11 protein-coding genes are annotated in these 17,291 nt (G+C 42.6%); 5 read left to right on the top strand and 6 right to left on the bottom strand.

Translation table 11 applies throughout. The annotated features are described in order from the left end of the window. Positions 1–43: 43 nt before the first annotated feature. The 4 genes from AAA942_RS04655 to AAA942_RS04640 all read left to right on the top strand — a co-directional run bounded on the left by AAA942_RS04655 (position 44) and on the right by AAA942_RS04640 (position 6,665). A complete protein-coding gene (locus tag AAA942_RS04655; RefSeq protein ID WP_338219069.1) occupies positions 44–2,308 on the top strand; it encodes an aconitate hydratase in 2,265 nt (754 codons plus the stop codon). Between the two features lie 61 nt (positions 2,309–2,369). Further along, complete coding sequence (locus AAA942_RS04650; protein ID WP_338219068.1) at positions 2,370–2,942, top strand: hypothetical protein; 573 nt, start codon at positions 2,370–2,372, stop codon at positions 2,940–2,942. Beyond that, on the top strand, positions 2,942–3,628 hold the full coding sequence (locus tag AAA942_RS04645; protein WP_338219067.1) for a DUF2490 domain-containing protein: 687 nt from the start codon (positions 2,942–2,944) through the stop codon (positions 3,626–3,628). Before AAA942_RS04650 ends, AAA942_RS04645 begins: the two co-directional genes overlap by 1 nt. Positions 3,629–3,749: 121 nt before the next feature. Further along, the gene (locus AAA942_RS04640; protein ID WP_338219066.1) at positions 3,750–6,665 is read left to right on the top strand and encodes an ATP-binding protein; all 2,916 of its coding nucleotides are present in this window, start codon (positions 3,750–3,752) and stop codon (positions 6,663–6,665) included. Here the strand turns inward: AAA942_RS04640 and AAA942_RS04635 are convergent. From AAA942_RS04635 to AAA942_RS04625, 3 genes are all read right to left on the bottom strand, one after another. Further along, the gene (locus tag AAA942_RS04635) at positions 6,653–7,612 is read right to left on the bottom strand and encodes a tetratricopeptide repeat protein (protein WP_338219065.1); all 960 of its coding nucleotides are present in this window, start codon (positions 7,610–7,612) and stop codon (positions 6,653–6,655) included. The genes AAA942_RS04640 and AAA942_RS04635 overlap by 13 nt on opposite strands. After that, entirely contained in the window at positions 7,572–8,618 is a 1,047-nt protein-coding gene (locus AAA942_RS04630; RefSeq protein WP_338219064.1) for an AI-2E family transporter, read from the bottom strand. Before AAA942_RS04630 ends, AAA942_RS04635 begins: the two co-directional genes overlap by 41 nt. Positions 8,619–8,768: 150 nt before the next feature. Continuing rightward, entirely contained in the window at positions 8,769–10,808 is a 2,040-nt protein-coding gene (locus AAA942_RS04625; RefSeq protein WP_338219063.1) for a M3 family metallopeptidase, read from the bottom strand. Positions 10,809–11,024: 216 nt separating this feature from the next. On the opposite strand from AAA942_RS04625, the gene AAA942_RS04620 reads away from it, so the two are divergent. Then, complete coding sequence (locus AAA942_RS04620) at positions 11,025–11,636, top strand: hypothetical protein (protein ID WP_338219062.1); 612 nt, start codon at positions 11,025–11,027, stop codon at positions 11,634–11,636. A 45-nt stretch (positions 11,637–11,681) separates the two neighbouring features. On the opposite strand, the gene AAA942_RS04615 is transcribed toward AAA942_RS04620, so the two are convergent. From AAA942_RS04615 to AAA942_RS04605, 3 genes are all read right to left on the bottom strand, one after another. Beyond that, positions 11,682–14,090 carry a zinc-dependent metalloprotease gene (locus AAA942_RS04615; protein ID WP_338219061.1) on the bottom strand — a complete coding sequence of 803 codons (2,409 nt, stop codon included), beginning with the start codon at positions 14,088–14,090 and terminating at the stop codon, positions 11,682–11,684. Positions 14,091–14,258: 168 nt separating this feature from the next. Beyond that, a complete protein-coding gene (locus AAA942_RS04610; protein WP_338219060.1) occupies positions 14,259–16,349 on the bottom strand; it encodes a ComEA family DNA-binding protein in 2,091 nt (696 codons plus the stop codon). After that, positions 16,349–17,167, bottom strand: a complete 819-nt coding sequence (locus AAA942_RS04605; RefSeq protein ID WP_338219059.1) for a hypothetical protein — start codon at positions 17,165–17,167, stop codon at positions 16,349–16,351. Before AAA942_RS04605 ends, AAA942_RS04610 begins: the two co-directional genes overlap by 1 nt. Positions 17,168–17,291: the final 124 nt, after the last annotated feature.

The following is a 17,291-nucleotide window of genomic DNA, read 5'->3' as shown; positions in this document are numbered from 1 at the left end:
ATTCGAAAATTCGAACCTTTTATCCACCTAAATATCCTAAATAATGGCTTTTGATATAGACATGATCAAAGCGGTTTATGATCGATTTCCCGATCGGATAGCTGCAGCCCGAAAAGCTGTAGGCAAACCGTTGACATTGACAGAAAAAATTCTTTATGCTCACCTGACTGAAGGACCTGCTTCTCAGGCCTATGAAAGGGGCAAATCCTATGTGGACTTCCAGCCTGACCGAGTAGCCATGCAAGATGCCACTGCTCAGATGGCTTTATTGCAATTTATGCAAGCGGGTAAGGACCAAGTGGCAGTACCTTCGACTGTCCATTGTGATCACCTGATTCAGGCAGAAGTGGGTGCAGAAAAAGATCTTAATAAAGCCAAAGACAAAAACCGTGAGGTATATGATTTTCTTGCCTCTGTTTCTAATAAATATGGAATCGGATTCTGGAAGCCGGGAGCAGGAATTATACACCAAGTAGTTTTGGAAAACTATGCCTTCCCTGGAGGTATGATGATAGGAACTGACTCTCACACTCCAAATGCAGGTGGTTTGGGAATGGTAGCTATCGGTGTAGGTGGTGCAGATGCCTGCGATGTAATGGCAGGCCTTCCTTGGGAGCTTAAATTCCCGAAGCTGATCGGTGTCAAGCTCTCCGGTAAAATGTCAGGTTGGACTGCTGCCAAAGATGTCATTCTGAAAGTGGCTGGTATTCTCACTGTAAAAGGAGGGACCGGAGCTATTGTAGAATACTTCGGTGAAGGAGCAAGATCTCTTTCTGCTACAGGAAAAGGAACCATCTGTAACATGGGAGCGGAGATCGGAGCCACTACATCTATTTTTGGCTATGACGAGAAATCTGCCGCTTACCTCAAAGGTACCGGAAGAGCAGACATTGCCGAAATGGCCAATTCAATAGCTGAGCACTTGACAGGCGATGATGAAGTCTATGCAAATCCAGAAAAGTATTTTGATCAAGTAATTGAAATAAATCTTTCCGAGCTTGAACCGCATGTCAACGGGCCGTTCACTCCGGATTTGGCTTGGCCTATTTCAAAGTTTGCTAGCGCAGTAAAAGAAAACGGATGGCCTGCAAAATTGGAAGTTGGATTAATTGGTTCTTGTACCAATTCCTCCTACGAGGACATTTCCCGTGCAGCTTCCTTGGCACAGCAGGCAGTCGATAAAAAGTTGACAGCCAAGTCAGAGTATACGATCACTCCAGGTTCTGAACAAGTTCGATTTACTGTAGAGAGAGACGGATTCTTGGATACTTTCGGAAAGATGGGAGGAGTAGTTCTAGCAAATGCCTGCGGACCTTGTATCGGTCAATGGGCTAGACATGGGGCTGAGAAGCAAGAGAAAAACTCAATCATAACCTCTTTCAATCGGAATTTTGCAAAGCGCGCTGATGGTAATCCTAATACGCATGCTTTCGTAGCTTCACCTGAGATTGTTACTGCCCTAGCTATTGCAGGAGATTTGACTTTCAATCCTTTAACTGACACCTTGACTAATTCTGAAGGACAACAGGTGAAATTGGAAGAGCCTAGAGGATTAGAGCTTCCAACCAAAGGCTTCGCTGTAGAAGATGCCGGATACCAGGCACCTGCGGAGGATGGTTCTAAGGTGGAAGTAATTGTGGATCCTAAATCTGATCGTCTACAGCTATTGGAGTCATTCCCGGCATGGGAAGGTACCGATCTGAAAGGACTAAAGCTCCTTATCAAAGCCAAAGGCAAATGTACCACGGACCATATCTCCATGGCTGGCCCATGGTTGAAATACCGAGGTCATTTGGATAATATTTCCAACAACATGCTAATTGGTGCAGTGAACGCTTATAATGACTCCACAAACCGGGTTAAGAATCAACTGACGGGAGAATATGGAGAAGTTCCTGCTACTCAACGTCAATATAAGGCCAAAGGAATCGGATCAATCGTGGTAGGCGATGAAAATTACGGTGAAGGGTCTTCCAGAGAGCATGCGGCGATGGAGCCGAGATTTTTGGGAGTAAGAGCTATTTTGGTGAAGTCTTTCGCCAGAATCCACGAAACCAACCTGAAAAAGCAAGGCATGCTAGCCCTTACGTTTGCGAATCCTTCAGATTATGATTTGGTTCAGGAGGATGATTCAATTGATATCAATGGCTTAACTTCATTTGCTCCTGGTAAACCATTGGAATTGGTTTTGAACCATGCAGATGGAAGTAGCCACACCATTCTTGCCAATCATACGTACAATGAAGGCCAGATCGAATGGTTCAAAGCAGGCTCTGCATTGAACCTAATAAAAGCTGCCGCCAATTAAATTTCCAATTCAATTCAAGCCGCGGTCTTTTCGTCCGCGGCTTTTTTATTTCTGTATCATGATGAGCCGGTTTCTTATACTATTTCTTTTCTCTTCCTTTTCCTCTGTATTTTCCTTTGCCCAGGAAAAATCAGAGCGAGAGGTCAGAGTGAAAGCTTCCGAAGTTCCCTCTTCGGCCAAAGACTGGCTGAAAGACGCATTTGAAGAAATCAAAAGACCAAAGTGGTATTTGGAATTTTCATTGGAAGGGAAGGCGTTTGAAGCCAAGTTTTGGAGGGAAAAGCACTTTCATAGTGTGAAATTTGATTCACTAGGTCGCCTCGTGGATGTGGAAATCGAGATTACGAAAAAAGAAATGCCAGAAGAATCGTGGCTTGCTATTGAAAGCTATCTGGAATCGGAGTTTGAGGAATTCGCTGTTCAAAAAATCCAAAGACAATTGATTGGGGAGGAAGGGGATGTGGAGGATTATTTTGATGAGAATGAGACCGAAGGAGTTAAAATCAGGTATGAAATAGTTTTCGAAGGAAAAAAGGAAAATTGGCAGCTTTGGGAGGCATTGTTTGACGAGTCAGGTGCTTTTTTGACTTTGGTACGCATTCAAGTAAAACCGGTTGATAATCTGATTTTTTGATGTTTCGGATTTGGATTTTTCTTTTTTGTAGTATGCTGGTGGGACAGGCGTTATCACAGACAAAGCAGACTTTCTTTACGGGATTTTTCCCTGAGGCCTCCCTTACCAAGCGGCTTTCTCAGACTCAAAAACTCAATTTCAAAGTAGAGAATCAGCATATTGTTTTTGATAATCGAGACTCATCATCGGAAAACCCTCAATTTTCACATTACAGAACGGATGTTATGGCTTTTTTCGACCAGTCACTAAGACATCGGGTAAGTGTAGCTATAGGGGTTTTTCATCGGTTTCAGGAAGGAGAGGATGCAAATCGGATCATCCAACAGCTGGCCATTCAGCAAAAAGCGCGAAGCTATCGGATCAATCATCGATTCAGAACGGATCAGACCTTTACCCGAAATCAGGCTTTGGAGCTGAGGTTTAGGTATCGAATGTCTGTTGAGATACCCCTTCAAGGAGCTGAGGTGGACCATGGAGAACATTATTTGTTGAGTTCTGCTGAATCGATATTTAGCCATAAGGGAGGAGAATTTGAAATAGAAAATCGGCTTGCAGTATCCCTTGGAAAATTTTTTAGTAGCAAGGAAAAACTGGAGTGGGGAGTAGATTATAGAACAGACGGATACCTTCAGGACGGCTTCCGCACCCGATTGTGGGCAAAAATCAGCTATTTCTATAATTTTTAATGGAAATTTATTTTTTTGAAATGTAAAATATTTGCTATGAAATGCAAATTGATGTATGTTTACCGCTGAAACATTGGAATTCAATCACCTCAAGTCAATATCCATTTTCGGTCCAAGGTAAATGCAGGAAAGGGGCATCAACAGTACATTCAAAAAGATTATTTATGAGTCTTCCGAAATGGTGTTTCTGGCAGATGATACTTACCCGTATTCCATATTTTATGGAAATGAGGCCTTTGAAAATCTGATAGGGGAAGGGCTTTCCGATCGCTCTTTAGTAGGCCTTGGATTGGATATTACCTCCTATATTTTCAAAGAAGAGTTGGTTCTTACTTTTGAAGAAAAGGACTACTCCTTCCAGTTAGAGCTTCCACACGAAACAGGTTCAAATTACTACCTCTTTTACAAGGGAAAAGAAATTAAAACCCATGGTTTGCCTTCCAAAAAAGAAGCCTATCAGTTTTTTAAAACTTCTTTGGATCTAATAGCTCTGGGAAAAAATGATCACTTGACATTCGTCAATCCATCCGTAATTACCGCCTTGGGTTATCAACCGGAGGAATTGTTGAACACGAATTTATGTCCGTGGATCCATCCGGATGATTTATCCGAACTCCAAAAACTTTGGAAAACACTGCGACAAAATCCTGGTAATTCTTTCCAGACCCTTCGTTTCAAAAAAAAGAGCGGAGATTATCGTTGGCTAGAATGTTCTATTCAAATGGATCCTGACCTCTTTTTTGTCATTGCCAGAGATGTTACAGATATAAAAGCAATTCAACAGGATCAAGAAAAACAAGAAGAACTTCTGTCCTTGGATGAAAGCGGAATCTCTGCCAAATGGTCATATAAGGCTCTATCCGGAATTGAATCAAGCAAATCTCTTGATGATTTTGCCAATGTGTTGAATTTGACCTCTTCGGAAAAGGAGAATTTAATTCTGGCCCTGGAGAAAGAGGGAGGAGTGGTTCTTTCCAATCCAGATCAACAGGAAGGAAAAGGAAAAATCAAATTGGGAGACAAACTTCTGGAATTGAGGTTTTTCCGATCCAGCTTTGATAGGGAAGTAATTCGAGGAGTGATATGGGATAATTCCAAACTGGAAAAGCTCAAGCTAGACCTTGCTTTACATCAAACCTTATGGCAGGATAGCCCTGAGGCTATTATGCTAGTCAATCCGGAGGGGAATATTATTTCTCTAAATGAGGAGGCAAAAAAACTTTTGGGAAAGGAAAACCAAGCTCCTAGTCATTTGTCGGACCTGAATGTATTTTTCGAAAAAGGAGAGAATTGGATGGATTGGATCAAATTGCCTTTTGATGGGCAATTTGTGAATCGTTTTTCTACCCTATGGATTGATGAGCTAGGTAAACAGCTGACACTGGAAGTAGCGACTAAACCAACAGAAGTAGGAGATCAGTCTTATGTTTTAATTTCCTTCAGAAACATCTCTGAAAAAATCAAATTGGAGAAATCCCTGGAGGAAAGTAGTGATTTCTTGATGAATCTGACCGAACAGGTACCCGGTGGATTATATCAACTGGTACTCGATGGTGAAGGTCAGATGAATTTTTCATTTCTGTCCAAAGGAATTCACACGGTATTAGGATTGTCAAGTCAGGAACTAGGGGAATTCAAAGATATTTCCAAAGCTATTACCAAAGTTCATCCCGAGGATTTGCCTCAGGTAATCATGAGTTCCGTCGCTTCTGCTAGAAAAATGGAGCCTTGGCAATGTCAGTTCAGAGTGCGTACACAGCCTCAGTCAGACTCTTATCGATGGGTACTTGGAGCCGCAAGGCCACAGTCTTTGGCAAATGGAGACATGGTTTGGTATGGCTATTTGACTGATATTACCAAGCAAAAGGAATTTGAAACTAAATTGGATGAGGCTAGAAAAGCAGCAGAAAAAGCCAATCAGATTAAGTCGGATTTCCTTTCGATGATTTCCCATGAGCTCAGAACTCCACTCAACGCGATATCCGGATCGGTCTATTCCTTGTTCCAGGAGAATCCGAGTGAGTCCCAGAAAAATGCGCTGAATACGATCAATTTTGCAGTGGATAATCTGATTATCATGATCAATGATCTCTTGGATTTCCAGAAGATCGAAGCTGGGAAATTATCCATTGAGTCCAATCCGTTCCATCTCAAAGACCTTTTGGAGCAGGTAATCAAAGGCCTCACTTTCCATGCTAGAGACAGCAGTAACCAACTTCAGCTTCATCTTTCGGATGGTTTGGACATTCAGGTCAAAGGAGATAAAACTAGACTTTCTCAGGTTCTTAATAATCTGATTACCAACGCATTGAAGTTTACCAATGAAGGTAAGGTTGATGTCAATGTTGATTTGGTCGGAACCCTTAGAAATAAGGTGAGAGTTTACTTTGAAGTAAAAGATACCGGGATTGGGATTGCTCCAGAAAACCAAGAGAAAATATTCAATGACTTTGACCAAGTGAAGCCCACCTTCAGTACCAAATATGGTGGTACAGGCTTGGGCCTTTCCATTACACGGAAACTTTTAACCCTTATGGGAGGAAAGATTCAATTAGAATCTGAAGTCGGGAAGGGGAGCCGCTTTTACTTTGAATTGGAATTAGAAAAAGCTGTGGAGGAATCCATCAATAACCTAGTTCCGAAGAGTGATTCCAGAAGTTTTGACAAACTTCATCTTTTGATGGCAGAAGATAATGATGTCAATGCCTTGGTACTAGGGAAAATCATAAAAAAGTGGGGTTATACCTATGATAGGGCTATCCATGGATTAGAAGCAGTTGAATTTGCCCAAAAGGAAACCTACGATTGCATTTTGATGGATATTCAAATGCCGGAAATGGATGGTTTTGAAGCTACGGCGAAGATCAAAGCCTTTTCCACAGTACCTGTGATTGCTTTGACCGCAGCAGCAAAGCTTGAAATCATGAGCAAAATTGAGGAAATCGGTTTTGATGGATTCGTAGCCAAACCAATTGATGCAGCTGAACTGCTTAAGAAAATAAAAGAAGTGATTTTGGTAAGCTCTCAGAGAGCTTGAGCTTTTTGGAAATATTCCTGAACCATATCCATTTCCGGATAGCTTTTTTCCAGATCTGAAAGATATTGCAAAGCGGAAATTTTGTCTCCTTTCATTACATAATAGATCCCTTTATTTCTGAGAGCAAATGGATTTTTGGGGTCCATCTGAATGCTTTGATTGATCCAGTCCAGACCCTCCTCTTTTCTATCCAAAAACAATAAATACAACCCTTTATTATTGTAGAAATAAGCCTGTCGATTATCCAGAGTGATGGCTTTTTCTACAGACTCCAAAGCTTGTTCATAGCTTTTCTCATCAAAGAGAATCATAGACCGAAGGTTATGAAGATTGGATTCGGAGGGATTGATTTGTTCTGCTTGATTAAGCTTTTTTTTGGCTTCTGAGTAATCTTTCTGATAATAAAATATGGTAGCCTGATTCACCCATAGATCTGAATTTTCTGGGTTCAGCTGTGTTGCTTTTTGAAATGCCTCCAAGGAGGTTGGGAAGTTTTTGAGTTTTTCTTGGGTAAGTCCTTCCAGAAAATATGACCTCCAATCCTTGTCATTCAGGGAGATCAGTCGGTTGGCGTCTTCACGGGCTTTGTAGAATTCTCCATTGTCCAGATAGGTCAAGCCCCGCTGAAAAAATGCCTCAAAATTATCCGACTGGTAAGCAATGGAGCTGCTGAAGTCGTGAATAGCCTCATCTAGCTGATTGAGCCTTAGGTGAGCTAGGGCTTTATTGAAATAGGCATCCGAATAAGTGGAGTCCAAGGCAATAGCTTCCTTATAAAATCCAATCGCAGATTTGGGATCGTTCTCCTCCAATTTTTCATTTCCCTTAAGCAGAAATCTACCTTTCTTATCCTCCAGGCTATCACAGGAACCTAGGAGAATCAATAGAACAAAAAGAAAAGTAAGTCTATTCGGAGCTTTCTTCTTTGTCGGTAAAGTAATTGTCATCGTCTTTTTCTTCTCCTAATAGTAAAGCAAAGGGTTTGGTTTCCTCAGATAAAGAAAATATTTCTCTAAGGATAGCCAAAGTCGGAATCACCAAGATCATTCCGGCAATCCCCCAAATTGATCCGCCTACCAATAAACCCAAGAATGTGATAAAGGCATTCAAATTAACATTTCCACCGACAATTTTTGGGGTCAGGAAATTTCCTTCTACTAATTGGATTACCTGATAGGCTCCAAAGACCAAAACCGGATATATCAAGCCGTCCATGGTCAAAAAGGAATAGGCCATGGGAAGAGTTACCCCGATAAGCGGACCGATATAAGGAATAATATTCAGAAAAGCTCCAAGAATGCCAAAAAAGATAGCATGTTTCACTCCGATGATAGAATAGGCCGTGATATTCAGCACTGCCAAAATCAGCATTACTTTGCCTACACCCACAATGTAGCCTTGGATCACTTTCCTGAGGTTGGTGATTCTCATTTTGACCAAGGCTGGATCATGGTTTCGATAAATCATCACCATCATTTTGGTCAGATGCTCCCTGTATAGCAAAAAGAAAAACATGAAAACAGGGATCAAAATCAATCCTGACATGGAGCCAATGGCATTCAATGCAAACGAAGTGATACTGCTACTATGTTCATTGACATATTGCATCAAGGCATCAGATTGTACTTTTTCAGATAAATTCTCCTGTATGCCAAATGTTGAGCTTGTCCATTGATCAATCTCTTCGGCGACTGTCACCAGTCTATCTGAAGTGTTGGAAAAGTCTTTGGTAAAGCTGACCACATTACCAATGATAAAACCCAATAGACCAGCTACAAATGCTACCATGATGAGCAAGGATAGGACGCAAGAGAGCGTTCTGGGTATTTTATATTTTTCCATCAGATTACTCAAAGGGGTAAAAAGAATCGCAAAAAACCCGCCCATAAATAAAGGAATCAATAGGCTCTTGCCTACAATCAGAAAAAAGACAAGAACAATAATGAAAGCCATTACTGATAGTGCTTTCAAATAAGCAGGTAGGTGGAAAGGTTTTTTTTGCATTTCTTCTTTGTTCAAGTCCAATTTAGAATTCCCACTGTTTAAGTAAAAAGTGGAGATTTAAATCGAAAGAGAAAATTTAGCTGATCCAATTTGGAAATCCTATTTGACAGCAATTAATCCTGATCGTTTCATTAATGCATCCGGTTTCGGATCTCTTCCTCTAAATCTGCGGTAAAGAATCGATGGGTGCTCACTCCCTCCGGCACTGAGTATGTTTTTGGCGAAAGACCGGGACGTCTCCGGATCGAATACTCCTTTTTCCTGAAAGAGCTCAAAGGCATCCGCATCCAGTACTTCTGCCCACTTATAGCTGTAATACCCCGAGCTATATCCTCCTTGGAAAATGTGTGAGAAGCTGGTGCTGACCATAGTTCCTTTCACTTTAGGAAGTAGGTCTGTCTTTTTCATGATTTTTTCTTCAAACGCCCGAATGTCCTTAATCTCTTCAGGTGACTGTCCGTGGTAGGCCATATCCAAAAGACCGAAACTCAATTGCCTCAATGTCTGATATCCTTGCTGGAAATTAGCCGCTTTTTTAATTCGCTCGATCAAATCTTCAGGTATAGCCTCACCAGTCTGGTAGTGCCTTGCAAAAAGGTCCAAACATTCTTTTTCATAGCACCAGTTTTCAAAGATTTGGGATGGCAATTCCACAAAATCCCAATACACGCTCGTACCGGAAAGGCTTTCATAGGTTCCTTTTGCCAGCATGCCATGGAGAGCGTGCCCAAACTCATGGAAAAGGGTTGTCAACTCATTGAAAGTAAGCAGACTGGGTTTGCTTTTGGTTGGTTTGGTAAAATTGCAAACGATGGAAACATGTGGCCTGCTTTCAACCCCATCAGTTTGATATTGGCCTTTGAAAGAGGTCATCCAAGCACCGTTTCTCTTGCCGGTCCTTGGGAAAAAGTCTGCATAAAAAACGGAGACATGATTTCCGCTTTCGTCCTTTACCTCATAGGCGGTCACATCCGGGTGATAAACGGGTATTTCTTTATTTTCCACAAAGTCCAATCCATACAATCGCTTTGCAGTCTGAAATACACCCTCAATTACATTTTCCAGCTGAAAGTAGGGTCGTAGAATCTCGTCATCCAAAGAATACTTCTCTTTTTTAAGCTGCTCGGAATAGTAGGCAAAATCCCACTTTTTCAAATCGATCAGCCCATCTTTCTTTTTGGCAAATTCCAAAACCTCCTGTACTTCAGCTTCAGCTTTTGGTTTGGCTTTTTCCAGAAGATTTTCCAAAAATCCCATCACCTTTTGAGGGCTTTTTGCCATTCTTTCTTCCAAGACAAAATCCGCATGACTGGCATACCCCAAAAGTGTGGCTCGGTCGTGGCGTAGCCTAAGAATATCCTTGATGATTTGTTGATTGTCCAGCTCGTCGCCTTTTGAAGCTTTGGTATTGAAGGCCAAAAATAGAGTTTGCCTCAAACCCCTGTTTTTGGCATAGGTCATAGCCGGAATGTAACTTGGGTAATCCAGGGTGAAAGCCCAGGTGCCGGTTTTTCCTTTTTCTTCGGCTATCTGCGCAGCCGCTTCTTTGATTCCTTCCGGAAGTCCTTCGAGATCTTCTTCCTGATCTACAAAATGAACAAAGCGATTGGTCTCCGCCAAGACATGCTCACCAAATTTCAGGCTGAGTTGGGAAAGCTCTTGGTCGATTTTTCTGAGTTTCTGAGCTTCTTCAGTGTTAAGCTTGGCCCCATTTCGGACAAAAGATTTATATGTCTTTTCGAGAAGGGTGTTTTGCTCAGGATTTAGATCTAAGGACCCTTTATCGGCATAGACCTTGGCCACACGTCCGAAAAGGTCTTGGTCCAAAAGAATATCATTGGCATGCTCAGTCAGCAAAGGAGAAATCTCACGGGCCAATCGCTGGATTTCATCGTTAGTTTCTGCCGAATTGAGGTTGAAAAAGATAGCTGAGACCACACCAAGCTTTTTCCCTGAACGGTCAAGAGCCTCAATCGTATTTTCAAAGGTGCTTTCAGGTTCAATTTTGATTTGATCGATTTCTTTTTTGGCTTGGACTATGGACTCTTTGATGGCCTCTAGGAAGTGCTCGTTATTGATCAGATGGAATGGAGGGGTGTCAAAAGGGGTGGCAAAATCTGCCAAAAGTGGGTTATTCATTGGACAATAAGATATTATTTTTCTTGCTGGTGATATGACTTGCAATTTACCCAATTGTTTTATCCCTGTCACCTTATCACAAGCATTTTCATCAGTGGTAGGTCTTGAAGTGATTAGCTAAAAACTGGCAGAAAATGCGTTTTTAATTTTCCGGTTCAGCATTTTTCAATTCAAGCTCCAAACGAATTCAAGCTAACTTTTGGAAAATGAAGAGCTATGAAAAAGACAATCGGACTTTTGATAGGAATGTTGATTTGGGCGATCACGGCATTTTCCCAAGTCTTGGTCAAAGATGGACTGTATTTCAATCCGGCAGGTAGGCAGGTTTGGATTATGGATATGCAGGGAAAAGAGTATCCTCGGGCCTTGTTGTATAAAGTTTCCAAAGATTCCCTGTTTTTTGTGGAGACTTTAACTAAAAAACTGACTTCTGAGTCAATTCCAACTGAAATCAAAAGCATCCACTATTCTCATGTCAAGTCTTTGGTGACCCTGCGAAACTCACCTGGGAAGCAAGGTGCTTTGATAGGAGGGATATTGGGAGTCCCCATGGGAATAGCGATGAATGCCGCTACGAGCAATTCAGTAGAATCTGCCCCTATAGTCGGTCCGGTTTTTTCTGAAATGATTGATCAGCCATCTTCAGTAATGGTATCCATAATATTTGGAGCAGGAGTAGGGGCTGGGCTTGGGGCATTGGTAGGAGGGATGGCAAAGAAAAACTGGGAAATGGATGGTTCCTTTGAAAAATATCAAGCAATCCTTCTTGATTTGGACAAGCGGGCTTTTTGGAGCAGAACTTCGGGCAAAGGGAAATCGGTCAACTAGTTTTCTTGAAAACCAAAAAAACCGGGTCAAGCCCGGTTTTTTTGGTTAAAAGTCACAACTCATTTCTTCCATCCCGATTGGAGCTCCATCTGGTATGCTCAAGATATCTTGTGCTGGAAATTCTACGGGAAGCTCCAGATACGTTTCAATTTTATCCGAGAGAAATTCCCGGTGGGCTTTTGCAATCCCGTTGCTAGCTTCCATATCCGCAATTTTTTCCAACTGCATTCTCGCAATTGCCCGGACAGTTTGTGTGGCATCAGGATTTTTTGAAAGATTAATCAGGTGATCGACCAGTTTTGACTCGGTCATCCACTTGATCTCATTTTGTAGTCCTCCTGGATTGGAGTTGGAGAATACCTGAGTAGTAACCTGATTCAAGACAGTTTCCAGTCCGGGTAGATTCGGGTCGACTAAGTTTTGAAGGTAAATTCGATTAGCCCGTCCGGACTCAAAGAGGAAGGTAAATGTCGCATCGACTACATTCTCTGCCGGAGCGATTGGGTCAAATACAGGCCCGGTTCGTGATGGGAAAGTTTCTCTGTTTTTACCATATCCATAAGGACGGGGAGGAATCAAAGCCAGAATATGAGCAGGTACCTCCAATTGGGTTGGAGAAATCCCAGTCAACAAGGCATCCAAGGCTTCTTTTTGAAGAGAAGCCGGAATCCACTTCTGATTGGGCTGATTGTCGCCTTTCACCTGATAATTGTAATCCATGCCTCCAATCAACTTGCTCGTCGCTTCTAACTGATAGCGATGCATAAGATAAACTGGCACGAAGACCTCTTCCAAAGTAGCTAAAGGTTCTCCGTTGCGGATAGCATTCAGGCCAAAGGTTTTCATCCGGTTTTCCCTCACTTTGAGTAAGCGCATGTATTCTGCAGGAGCAGAGGATCCATTGTCCCAAAGATGAGATCGGGGATGGGCCCCACTTGGGTCTCGGGAGTCGGAGTCCGTGATGAATTCAAATCCTGCCGAGTAGGTGTCCAATAGTGTTTTATTCAAAAACTCCTCTTCAGACTGTCCGGAAGCCGGTGTGCCATATCCATAAGTAATGGCCCACTTGTCCCATTCTCCGATTTTCAGATCGTAGGAATCCGAAAAATCCAACTCGCCATTGGCATTTTCTTTTATCAGTGGATAGGGGTAGTCCATTACAGAGGATCTTCCTTCAGATGAAGTAGCGTAGCTGTGGGCCAGTCCGATGGTGTGACCAATTTCATGAGCCGAAAGCTGCTTAAGTCGAGTCAGGGCCATTTCCATCATTCTCGGATCCACAGGTTTCCCATCTTCAAAAGGTTGGATCAAGCCTTGAGCTATGAGGTAATCTTGTCGGACCCGAAGGGAACCCAAGGAGACATGTCCTTTTAAGATTTCCCCGGTGCGTGGATCTCTCACACTTGATCCATAGGACCAGCCTCTGGTAGATCTATGTACCCATTGGATGACATTGTATCTAACATCGAGCAAATCCAATCCCTCGGGAGCCAATTCCACACGAAAAGCATTTTTAAAACCTGCCGCTTCAAAAGCTTGAGCCCACCAATTTCCTCCTTCAATCAAGGCTGAAGCCACAGGCTCTGGAGTACCTCTATCTAAATAATACACGATGGGTTCTACAACTTCAGACACCGCCGCAGTTGGGTCTTTTTTCTCCAGTCTGTGTCTGGAAATGAACCGTTTGACGAGAGGTTCATCGATCGGAGTGGTGTAATCCTGATAGCTGATGAAGAAAAATCCAGCTCTGGGGTCAAACTTCCGCATAGCATAAGGCTCAGGAAGCTCGATAAAGGAATGCCTCATGCGGACAGTAACTGCTTCAGGACTGGGGGTAACTGATCGCAGGTAAGCTCCAGCACCTGTTCCTGTAAGGGTAATCGTAGCTTCGACTTCTGTATTTTTCGGGAAGTTTTTTGTCATGGGATAATACAAAGCTGAGCGGCTTTCATCTACCCGATAGTTTCCCTGACGGCCTCTGCTGAGTCGCTCACTGACTCCATGGGCATCCTGGAGGTAAAATTTGGTGGCTTCCACATAGTGAGACCCTCCCTCTGACTTGGTAATTTCAAATCCCCAAAGCGTAGATTCCGCAAAGGCATCTTTAATTGATTTGGCTTCAGATGGATTGTCAGTGTAGGCTCGGAACCCGTAATTTTTATGAACCAGAAAGAGTTTGTTACCGGATTTTCTAAACTCTACTACCCGGGTATCACCTAGCTGACCTCGATCCAGCCCGATATCATTGGATCCGATTCCGGCTGTGAGGGAATTGACATAGAGAAACTCGGTGTCAAGGGACTTGACTTCCAGATAGATTTTTCCTTTTTCTTCATCGAGATAGAAGGACACAAACCCTTCTTTTTTCACCATTTTGGAAAAGTCCGGACTTTGTCCAAACCCGGAAACCCAAAAGAGAGTCAAAAATCCGACTAGGCTGTATAGTTTTTTCATCTGTATATTTTTTGATTTTTATTGGTCAGATGGAATCTTTGACGATTAAAATCATCATTGCCATATGAAGCTAATGATAATTTTAATCGTGTCGATTTCATGGGTGTTTTTTGCTTTTGTGACAAATTATCAAATACTGCCTTACTTTTTGTACCATCAATGGAAAAATCATTTCAAAAAGTAGCGAATCATCAAGGCAGAATCAGTTTGCCTTGCTCCCTCGATAGTTTGCAGACCTGAACTGATCACGTCCCGGTCCGAAAAGCGGGTTTGGGATATTCTGAGATAGGCAGTGAGTTTGGGGTTGATTTGATATTGACCCAAAAGGTAGTATCGGATTCCTCTTCCGGAGAAGGCTGGAATAGAAAAGGTCCAAAGCACATTGTTTTCGAAGGCGTATAACCTGTTGTCATAGGTTTCTGCATCGAAAATTGCCCACCTTCCGGTCAGTCTCCAAGCCCTTTTTCCATACTGAATATCCTGCAGCGCCATAAATCCTTGCGTTTTTTCACCTTGGATAGTCACTTGACTCCAAAGTACCCTTGAGCGGATAAATAAGTCTTTGCTCAGGTGGGTTTCCAAGCTTAGCATCCCATTTTGCTTGATCACTGGCTCAACTAGATAAGGCAGTTGATTTTCACCTGAATTGGCCAAATTTCTGTCCTTTTGTTCCTGACGGAGTTGTACAAAAGCAATCAGGTTTCTTGAAGGTTGATAGCTGACTCTAGCCAGCCACTCATATCCCTTGGACGGGGCATACACCCGATACCTCAGCCAGGGAAACTTGAAATAGTCGTAGTAAGCGTTGATTTTCCAAATCTTTGAAGGGCGGATTTGAATTCCCATGTAAAGCCCCTGTTCATTGATAGGCCGGGTGCTTTCTGCAAAGCCCGAGGAATAAAAGCTATGAAAATCCGGATCATATCTCCTCCAAAGAAGCGAAAAGTCAATCTCCTTGCTCAAGCTACTGACTAATCCCAGGACAGTCCCTGTGCCTTTACTTTGGGAAATGGCTGATTCTCCAAATAGGAAGAAATTTTTCCAATTGTAGTTAAAATAAAGGCTTGTCACCCCATTGGTTTGGCCAGAAAATTCCCGGCTGTTGTAGATTCGTGGACTTCTGACCCAAGGTCTGTCAAATCTAGAGGCCAAGGCATTGGCGCCTACTTGCCATCGGCCTGAAGAGTGGGCGTATTGGATATTCCCACCCAGATTGGATTCCCGGATTTGATTTTTGGTACTGATCTCACTTAGTGTTCGATGTAGTCCGGTTTGGGAAAGGGAGCTTATGGTTTCCACGACATTTTCCAAAGTGTCGATAGCGGATGCGATTCTTCCATCTCTTGGTGCATGGGAAGCAATGGCGGTCACTGTCCAGTTTTTCCATTGTCGGGTCAATCCCAAGCCTCTGAAAAATCCAAACTCCAAAGCTGCTGTGTAGGGTAAAAGTCCAATACTGCTTCTTCTCACTGTTGGGACCGTTTCTGCTCCTTTGCCTAAAGTATACCCTGCACCAAAAACCAAACCTTGTCCAAAACTGGCCTGAAAATCCCCTAAAGCAATGGTTCTCCATTTGCCGACTTGATACCGGGTAAAGTGAAAGGAGAAAAAGTTAAACCCATAGCGGGCAGTCTGACCATCCCAAGTGAACTGCTCTCCGGCATCTTTTTCCAAAGTGACCCCCAAACTGAAATCCCGGGGATGCTGGATTCTGAATCGCAGGTAGAGTTCATTGGGATCGCCCAAATATCTAGTGCTGAGCCTCCCATTGGAAAGCGTATCTGCAGGAGTGAAACCTTTCCGAGTTTCCCAGGTTCTCCTGTGCCTGAATAGCAAGTAGGCGTTTTCTTCCTGCTTTAATCTTTGCAAAAACGGAACCGAACGTCGGTTTGATTCTCCTAAAGTGACAAATGGAATCAATGCTTCAATCAGGGGCAGGTCAAATTCAGGAATGGCTTGGAGTTCATAAAGAGAGATAAGAGGTCCGAATCTTTCTCGATAAAGTAGAAAATTCCCAACCTGCAAAGGGGAAAGCAAATAGCTCGCCTGAAGCGCTTCAGAATTGGCCTGATTGAGATTAATGGGATTTTGATAAAGCTGGAAAAGTGCTTCATAAATGGCTTCGTAGTCAATATCCTCATCCTGAACAGGGAATAGCCTCTCGATGAAGCTTTCCAGATCTACAGCTGGATTTCCCCTCTGTTGGGCTAGACAGAAGCTCCCGATCAAGAAAAAAAACAGACAGAAAAGCTGTTTCATTATTTCCCCACTTTAAATCCCAAACTCAGATGATGCGAAACTCCCAAAGCAGTGTTTTCTCCAAAGGCATAATCAAAACCAAATCGGTCTTTTCTCAAGCCTAATCCAAAGCTGATTCTTGAGGGATTACTGCTTACTCCTGTCCTCAAATAGATCCATTCCTGTAACTTATATTCTAATCCAGCCCGAAAAATGGGGTTCGTTTCCACTTCTTTTTCTATTTCAGCTGAAAGGGACAAATTGGTTGAGGCTAGATAGGAAATACCCATCTGAATCAAGGTAGGCAGAAGCTGTTCGGAATTTTTACTGTACTTAGCTTGATTGAGGTTGGAAAAATAAGCACCCAAAAATGTCTTCGGCCCCAATTCTGCCACACCACCGAGTGAAATCAGAAATGAATGGGAGCTGCCAAAACCTTCTATCTGGGTTTGAAACCAATCCAACTTGACCCCAAGGGAGACAATGCCCAGGGTATTGGAAAATCCAATTCCCAGAATTTGCTGATTGAAGAATTGATCCCCAAAACTGCTGACTCCCAAGCCAAAAGTCCCCACCTTGCTTTTAATTCCTCCGGCAAGGCTGTAAGTGCTCAGCTCTTTCAATCCAAACCTGGAATCATATCCTGCCACCAATTCACTTTCTTCCAGCCGGTCCAGATTTCCTACATTATTGAAAAAGGTCCAGGCATCTCTGGTAAACAAACGAAGCTGACCCATTCCTTGGCTTCTAGAACCATAGGATTGGGTAAGTGGGTCTGTTTGACAAAAAGCGAAATGTGTAAAAAGACCCAAGAAGCATAAAAGTATCAATTGCCTCATGGAAGGAATAAAAGTATAGGTTCAATTTACTAATTAAGTAAATGGAAGTATTCTTTATCTAGAAAAAAATTTTAACCGAAATCAGGGAGTAATTCTTTGGCTATAAATGGATTAAGTCGATGAC

It is taken from the genome of Algoriphagus sp. oki45 (assembly GCF_036245605.1).
GTDB lineage: Bacteria > Bacteroidota > Bacteroidia > Cytophagales > Cyclobacteriaceae > Algoriphagus.
This window is presented reverse-complemented; position numbering and strand designations above follow the sequence as displayed.

Excerpts from the sequence above, each read along its gene's own strand:
- AAA942_RS04655 (WP_338219069.1), top strand. The coding sequence starts at position 44 with ATGGCTTTTGATATAGACATGATCAAAGCGGTTTATGATCGATTTCCC.
- AAA942_RS04650 (WP_338219068.1), top strand. The coding sequence starts at position 2,370 with ATGAGCCGGTTTCTTATACTATTTCTTTTCTCTTCCTTTTCCTCTGTA.
- AAA942_RS04645 (WP_338219067.1), top strand. The coding sequence starts at position 2,942 with ATGTTTCGGATTTGGATTTTTCTTTTTTGTAGTATGCTGGTGGGACAG.
- AAA942_RS04640 (WP_338219066.1), top strand. The coding sequence starts at position 3,750 with ATGCAGGAAAGGGGCATCAACAGTACATTCAAAAAGATTATTTATGAG.
- AAA942_RS04635 (WP_338219065.1), bottom strand. The coding sequence starts at position 7,612 with ATGACAATTACTTTACCGACAAAGAAGAAAGCTCCGAATAGACTTACT.
- AAA942_RS04630 (WP_338219064.1), bottom strand. The coding sequence starts at position 8,618 with ATGGCTTTCATTATTGTTCTTGTCTTTTTTCTGATTGTAGGCAAGAGC.
- AAA942_RS04625 (WP_338219063.1), bottom strand. The coding sequence starts at position 10,808 with ATGAATAACCCACTTTTGGCAGATTTTGCCACCCCTTTTGACACCCCT.
- AAA942_RS04620 (WP_338219062.1), top strand. The coding sequence starts at position 11,025 with ATGAAAAAGACAATCGGACTTTTGATAGGAATGTTGATTTGGGCGATC.
- AAA942_RS04615 (WP_338219061.1), bottom strand. The coding sequence starts at position 14,090 with ATGAAAAAACTATACAGCCTAGTCGGATTTTTGACTCTCTTTTGGGTT.
- AAA942_RS04610 (WP_338219060.1), bottom strand. The coding sequence starts at position 16,349 with ATGAAACAGCTTTTCTGTCTGTTTTTTTTCTTGATCGGGAGCTTCTGT.
- AAA942_RS04605 (WP_338219059.1), bottom strand. The coding sequence starts at position 17,167 with ATGAGGCAATTGATACTTTTATGCTTCTTGGGTCTTTTTACACATTTC.